Source organism: Spirillospora sp. NPDC049652, assembly GCF_040675125.1.
Classification (GTDB): Bacteria; Actinomycetota; Actinomycetes; order Streptosporangiales; family Streptosporangiaceae; genus Spirillospora.
Genome location: NZ_JBFAOF010000343.1, coordinates 1 through 6,978, shown reverse-complemented (window position 1 = coordinate 6,978; position 6,978 = coordinate 1). Strand labels below are relative to the sequence as shown.

Sequence of the window (6,978 nt, the reverse complement as noted above, 5' to 3'; positions counted from 1 at the left end):
CGCCAGCCCACGATCGCGTCGTGCTCCACGACGTACTGGCGGCGGCGCAGCGACCCCGACCGGACGGTCAGCCGCACGCCGTCGTCGGCGTGGCCGAGCTGCCGGTAGCGGTCCAGTCCCAGCGGGACGGCCAGCAGAACCGCCAGCAAAGACACACCGGCGAGCCACATGTTTCCGGCCATGGCGCACAGAATCGCGGCGAGCAGGGGCGGGGAGGTCGCGCGCACCAGGCGGCGGCCCCTGGCGGCCTCCGGATGCGGGATCAGCGGCCCGGGGACGGGACCGAGGACGCGGGAGGCGAGCGCGAGCGACACGGCCCGGGGCGCGGCGGGCAGCAGGCGGCCCCGGTGGGCGGCGTCGCCCAGGCCCGTGACCAGCGCGCCCAGCCGGACGACGCCCGCGAGACGCTCGAAGGGGTTGTCGGCCAGTTCGACGCCGCGCACCCGGCGGCGCTCCAGCGCGACGCTGCGGCGGGTGACCAGGCCGCGCTCGGCGACGATCGAGCCGTCCCGCTGGTAGACGGTGAAGTCCCAGTTGAACAGGGTGAACGCGATGACCGAGGCGACCGGCATCGCGACCAGGAACAGCATGATCACCAGGACCAGCACGCCGGTGGGCAGGCCCGCCGCGTCCCGGCCGAGGCGCTCGACCCGCTCCCGGGTGATCAGCCCGAGGTCGTCGCCGAGGTTGTAGAGCGTGCCGAGCAGGCTTCCCGCCAGCGCGAACGGCGTCAGCAGGTACGCCCCGCTCAGCGGCGCGTAGAGGAACCAGCGGCGGCGGATGTGCGCGAGTTCGTGCCGCCGCCTCGCCGCCGGCGGCGGGATCTCGGTGACGGGGGCGCGCGCGAGGAGCACCTTCCGCAGCCGCTCGGCCTCGCGCAGCGCCACCGCGTTGAGCACGATCTCCCCGCCGTCCGCGCCCGCGTCCACGTGCACGATCGCGAGGCCGAGGAGCCGGTGGCCGAGCGTGGACGAGATGTCCACGCCGCGGATCCGCTCGCGCGGGACGCTCTTGACCGTCCGCGTCACCAGGGCCCTGCGCGTCTGGAAGCGGTCCTCGTGCACGTGGTAAGTGAACGTCGCCCACGTCCCGACATGCCACGCCAACCCGAAGGCGAGGCCGATGAGCGCGAAGTAGAACGCCGTGGACATGCCGCCGACCAGCAACCCGGTCGCGCCGGCGGCGACCAGCGCCGCCATCTCCCGCGCGGCCCCGACCACGAACGTCAGGGGATGCAGCCGCCGCACCGGCGCGTCCCGGGCCGCCCGCTCCGGTGCCGCGTCGACCGACACGGTGGACGGTTCGGCGGGCGGCGGCTCGGCGGCCGGTGCGTCAGCCAGCGCGGCGGCCGGCTCGACGGGCGGCGCGGCGGCCAGCGTGTCGGGTGGCTCGGCGGGGGTGTCGGGGGCGGTCATGTGGCGTCGTCGCTCGGGTCGTGGGCGCGGTGCGCGAGTTCCTCGGCGAGCCGGGTGGCGACCCGGACGCGCAGGCCGGACACCTCGGACGAGCCCGTGTGCGACGCCGTGTGGACGCGCAGGCGCGCGAGGCCGAGCAGCCGTTCGAGCCATCCCTGCTCGGTGTGGACGTTCTGGATGCGGCTCACCGGGACGAGGAGCCATTCGCGGCTGAACCAGCCCGTCCGGGTGTAGACGACGTCCGCGCTGACCTCCCAGCGGTGCACGCGGTAGCGCCAGACGGGCCCGACGGTGACGGCGAGGAATCCGGCGATGCCGATGACGACGGGCAGCCAGCCGATGTGCGCGGTGATCCAGCGCGGGACGCCGTCGCGGGGCCGGTCGCCGATCCAGACGGCGACGCCCCAGGCCAGCCCGAAGCCGAGGCCCCAGAACAGCAGGTACTCGATCGCCCAGTGCGCGATCGCTCGCGGCGAGACCCGGTTCGCGGGCTCCCTCAGCCGCACCGCGTGGGTGCTCCGCGCCGTCACGTATCGCAGTCTATTGCCCGGATGGCCGCCTCCAGCGGAACGGTCCGCCGCAACCGCGGAGCGGACGGCCACAGTCCGCGGCCCCGGGGGTAGGAGTCCGGGGGCGGCCGCCGTTTCACGGTTTTGTCGGACCTTCGTGTGACAGTAGTCACGATCGGTTCGGAGACGGCGTGCCTGTCAGCCGGAGCTCGGCTTCCTGGCGGCGCGCGGAAAAACTGGATGCGCATTCGTCCGGACAGCGCCTACCTTGTCCACCTTCCGGCTGCAGGCCAGGCATGCCCGATGCGCGCGAACCAAAGGAGACCCCGATGTCCTACGCCATCCAGGCCGAGGGCCTGGAGAAACGCTTCGGCGAGACGCACGCCCTGTCCGGGGTGTCGCTGGCCGCGCCGGCGGGCGCCGTCCTCGGCGTCCTCGGGCCGAACGGCGCCGGCAAGACCACCACGACCCGGATCCTGGCCACGCTGATCGAGCCGTCCGGCGGCCACGCCACGGTCGGCGGCTACGACGTGGTGAAGCAGGCGCACCAGGTGCGCCAGCTCGTCGGGCTCACCGGCCAGTACGCCGGGGTGGACGAGATGCTGACCGGCACCGAGAACCTCGTCATGATCGGACGGCTGCTCGGCCGGTCCCGGCGCGCGTCGAAGGCGCGGGCCGCCGAGCTGCTCGACCGGTTCCAGCTCACCGACGCCGCCGGCCGCCCCGCCAAGACCTACTCGGGCGGCATGCGGCGCCGCCTCGACCTGGCCGCGAGCCTGGTCGGCCACCCGCAGATCCTGTTCCTGGACGAGCCGACCACCGGCCTCGACCCGCGCAGCCGCAACGGCCTGTGGGACATCGTGCGCGGCCTCACCGCCGACGGCGTGACCGTCCTGCTGACCACGCAGTACCTGGAGGAGGCCGACCAGCTCGCCGACGACATCGTCGTCATCGACCGCGGGCAGGTCATCGCGCACGGCACGTCCGACGAGCTCAAGGCGCAGGTCGGCGGCCAGGTGCTGGAGGTGCGCCCGGTCCGGGCGGCCGACGCCGCGACCGTCACCGGCATCGTCGCCGACCTCGCGGGCGCCACCCCGGAGACGGCGGACGGCCTGGTCAGCGTCCCGATCACCGACCCCGCGCTGATGCCCGCCGCGGTCCGCCGGCTGGACGAGGCGGGGGTGCCGATCGGCGAGCTGTCGCTGCGCAAGTCCAGCCTGGACGAGGTGTTCTTCGCGCTGACCGGCCACCACACCGACGACGTCGACGCCGAGGCGGACGAGCTCGTCCGCGCCGAACAGGAAGGAGCCCGCGCGTGACCACCGCCGCGCTCGCCCCCGAGCAGCTCACCAAGCGGGTCTCCCCCGCCGCCGCGATGCGCCACACCGCCACGCTGGCCTGGCGCAACCTCGTGCAGATCAAGCACAACCCGATGGAACTGGTCGACCTGTCCATCCAGCCGATCATGTTCGTGCTGCTGTTCGCGTACGTCTTCGGCCCGTCCATGACCGGCAGCGTCCAGGCGTACCTGCCGGTGGTGATCCCCGGCATCATCGCGCAGAACGCCCTGTTCGCCGGGATGAGCACCGGTTTCGGGCTGAACAGCGACCTCACCAAGGGCGTCTACGACCGGTTCCGCAGCCTCCCGATCGCCCGGTCCGCGCCGCTCGCCGGACGGATCATCGCCGACACCGCCAAGCAGGCGTGGTCGATGTTCATCCTGCTGTCGGTCGGCTTCCTGATCGGGTTCCGGATCCACACCAACCCGCTGGCGGTGGTCGGCGCGTTCCTGCTGCTGCTCGCCTTCGCGATCCTGTTCTCCTGGACGTCGGTCTTCATCGCGATGAAGGTCAACGAGCCGGAGAAGGTGCAGATCTTCGGGTTCGTGGTGATCTTCCCGCTGAGCTTCCTCAGCACCGCGTTCATCAAGTCCACCCGGGGCATCCCCGACTGGCTGGCGTGGGTGATCCGCAACAACCCGGTCACCCAGCTGGTCGAGGCGATGCGCGGGCTGCTCATCGGCGGTCCCGTCCTGCACCACGCGGTGGTCGCGCTGGCCTGGGGCCTCGCCATCACGCTGATCTTCGCCCCGCTGTCCCTGCGCGCGTTCAAGCGTCGCGCCTGACCCCGCCCGAGCCTGAACCCGTCCGCCGCGTGAGCGGGCAGCGCCTGACCCCGTCGAGCCTGCCCCTGCCGCGCCTTAACCCGCAGCGCCTGAACCTGCCGCGTCCGCACCGCGCGCTCGCGGGGTGCGTCGTCCGCTCCGGCGGACGTGCTCCGCGGCGGGTTCAGGCGCGGCGGAGGCCGTGGATCCGGGGGTCCGGCAGGTCGTGGGCGGCCAGCAGATCGGCGAAGGTCCGGGAGCGGCCGCGGGCGAGGGCCGCCTTGTAGGACGCGTCGCCCAGGTGCGCGCTGAGCGTCCGGCCGAGGGCGACGACGTCGGGCTGGGAGAGGTCGGGGCCGCCGCGCAGGGCCTCGGCGTGACCGAGGAGTTCGGCGGCGCCCACGGGGTCGCCCTCGTGGTGCGCCAGGGCGGCGAAACCCCCGAGGACGGTCGCGACGATCGGGAAGTCGGGGGCCTTGGCCGCCCCGGCGAGGGCCTGGCGCAGCCGGTCTCGCGCGGCGTCCGGGGCGTCCGCGTCCAGATCGCAGAAGGCGCGGGTCGTCAGCACCAGCGCGCCGAACTGCGGCCAGCCCGCCTGGTCGGCGACCAGCCCGTGCGCCCGGTCCAGCAGCCGGACGGCCTCCGCGTGGTCGCCGCGCCACCGGGCGAGCATCGCGGACGCCTGGTGCAGCGCCGCCGTCCCCTCGCTCGCCCCGATCCGCTCGACCTCCCGCAGCGCCGCCGCCAGGATCCGCTCGGCCCGTTCGACCTCGCCGAGCAGGGCGAGCTGGAGGGCGAGCTGCACCTCGGTGTGCAGGACGACCATGGGGCCGCCGCCGAGCCGGCTGTTCAGCCGGACCGCCTCCTCGTACAGCGCGACCGCCGCGCGGTGCTCCCCGCGGCGGCTCAGCAGCTCCCCCTGCCCGGTGAGGGTGAACGACAGGCCCCAGAAGTCGCCCGCCTCCCGGAAGGCGGCCGCCGCCCCGGCGAAGAACCGCTCCCCCTGCTCGCTGCGGCCGAAGTTCAGCTCCACGTGCCCGGAGACGAAGTGGCCGAGGCCGCGGATCCACGGGTCCGGGTCGTCCAGGAGCGGGGCGAGGCCGCCGAGCATGCCGTCGCTCCAGCCCTCGGCGTACATCCGCATCGTCACCGTCGTCATCCGCAGGACGGGGTGCAGCGGCTCGCCGTCCGGCAGGTCCGCCACCAGGGAGCCGACCCGCTCCAGCCACGCGGTCGCGTCCACGCCCTCACGCCAGGACCCCTCGAACGCGGCCATCGCGCCGAGCGCGTACGCCCGCGCCGTGGTCTGACCGGCCGGCAGGCCGGGCATGTTGTCGAGCGCGACCACGCCGTCCATGACCTCGTTGACCCGTCCGCGCAGGAACCAGTACCAGCCGAGCGCGGCCGTGAACCGCACCGCGAGGGCCGCGTCCCGGGTGTCGAGCGCCCAGCGCAGCGCGGCGTGCATGTTGTCCTGGTCGGCGTTCAGGCGCGCGATCCAGGTGACCTGCCCGGACCGGTAGAGGTGCGGCTCGGCGGTCTCGGCGAGTCCCGCGTAGTACAGGGCGTGCGCGCGCCGGATCCGGTCGTGCTCGCCCGCCTCGGCCAGCCGCTCCAGGCCGTACGCGCGGATCGTCTCCAGCATCCGGTACCGGGGCTCGCCGTCCGGCCCGTCGGTGACGACGGTGACCAGGGACTTGTCCACGAGTGCCGCCAGCACGTCCAGCACGTCCCCGGTGGGCACCGGCTCGTCCTGGGAGGGCAGGTCGTCGCTTCCGACCGAGGCCTGACCGTCATGGCCGGCGCGCCCGTGTCCAGCCCTCCAGACGACCGCGCCGAACGTCTCGGACGCGCGGGGCGCGCGGGGCGCGTCGGGTGCACCGGGCGCGTCGGGTGCGCCGGACGGCTCGGACGCGTCGGGTGCGTCGGGCGCGCCGGGCGCGCCGGGCGCGTCGGAGCAGACGGCTTCGGCGGCGGCCAGGTCCGCGCCGCCGGGGAAGGCTGCGAGGCGTCTCCAGATGGCGCGTTCACGGCCGTCCAGGAGGTCCCAGCTCCACTCGACGACGGCGCGGAGCGTGCGGTGCCGGGGCAGGGCCGTGCGGCTGCCCGCGCGCAGCAGCCGGAAGCGGTCGTCCAGGCGGTCGGCGACCTGCGCGAGGGTGAGCGCGCGGAGCCGCGCCGCCGCGAGCTCGATCGCGAGGGGCATTCCGTCCAGGGCGCGGCAGATCCGGACGACGTCGGCGACGTTCTCCCGGGTCACCGCGAAGCCCGGCGAGACGGCGGTCGCGCGGTCGGCCAGGAGCCGGACGGCCGGGTAGGCCATGGCACGGCCCGCGTCGGCGTCCGGCGGGGGCTGCTCCAGCGGCTCGACCGGCCACAGCGCCTCGCCGGTGACGCCGAGCGGCTCCCGGCTGGTGGCGAGGATCCGCGCGCCGGGGCAGCCGGCCAGCACCCGGTCGGCGAGCCCGGCCGCCGCGTCCAGGAGGTGCTCGCAGTTGTCCAGGATGATCAGTGGACGCCGACCCGCGAGCGCCGCCGTGAGCCGGGCCACCGGGTCGGCGCCCTCCGGCGCGGCCCGCCACCCGGCCTTGGTGGACACCAGCGTGACCTCGCGCAGTCCCAGCGCCGAGAGCACGGCGGACGGCACCTCGCCCGGATCGGTGACCGACGCGAGCGGGACGAACCAGACCCCCTCCACCTCGCCGGAGGTGACGAGGTCGGGGACGCGGCGGCCGGCTTCCAGCGAGAGGCGCGTCTTGCCCGCGCCGCCGGGGCCGGTCAGGGTGACGAACCGTCCTTCGGCGAGCATCGTGCCGACCTGGCGGAGATCCTCGTCCCGGCCGATGAAGCTGGTGAGCTGCGCGCCCAGATTCCCGGCGGGGGGCCGTTGCGCCGCCTCGAAGTCGCCGGGCCCGGCGGGCGCGGTCTCGGCGGGCACGGTCTTGGCGGG

General features: G+C 74.7%; 5 protein-coding genes. 2 read left to right on the top strand and 3 right to left on the bottom strand.

Going from position 1 to position 6,978, the window contains the following annotated elements:
* Positions 1-1,415 (bottom strand): PH domain-containing protein (locus tag AB0J52_RS21535; RefSeq protein ID WP_500183525.1); only part of this gene is annotated, 1,415 nt, incomplete at its 3' end.
* Positions 1,412-1,945: a PH domain-containing protein gene (locus AB0J52_RS21530; RefSeq protein WP_500183524.1), complete on the bottom strand. Its 534-nt coding sequence runs from the start codon at positions 1,943-1,945 to the stop codon at positions 1,412-1,414. The genes AB0J52_RS21535 and AB0J52_RS21530, both read right to left, overlap by 4 nt.
* A gap of 308 nt (positions 1,946-2,253) precedes the next feature.
* Here AB0J52_RS21530 and AB0J52_RS21525 point away from each other — a divergent pair, with 308 nt between their 5' ends.
* Positions 2,254-3,243 (top strand): ATP-binding cassette domain-containing protein, encoded by a 990-nt coding sequence (locus tag AB0J52_RS21525; protein WP_500183523.1) that lies wholly within the window; start codon positions 2,254-2,256, stop codon positions 3,241-3,243.
* The gene (locus AB0J52_RS21520) at positions 3,240-4,049 is read left to right on the top strand and encodes an ABC transporter permease (protein ID WP_500183521.1); all 810 of its coding nucleotides are present in this window, start codon (positions 3,240-3,242) and stop codon (positions 4,047-4,049) included. The genes AB0J52_RS21525 and AB0J52_RS21520 overlap by 4 nt, the downstream gene beginning before the upstream one ends.
* A gap of 163 nt (positions 4,050-4,212) precedes the next feature.
* On the opposite strand, the gene AB0J52_RS21515 is transcribed toward AB0J52_RS21520, so the two are convergent.
* The coding region (locus AB0J52_RS21515) for an ATP-binding protein (RefSeq protein WP_500183519.1) at positions 4,213-6,978 on the bottom strand (2,766 nt) is incomplete at its 5' end.

Coding starts and splice junctions, on each gene's coding strand:
- AB0J52_RS21525 (WP_500183523.1), top strand. CDS start 2,254: ATGTCCTACGCCATCCAGGCCGAGGGCCTGGAGAAACGCTTCGGCGAG.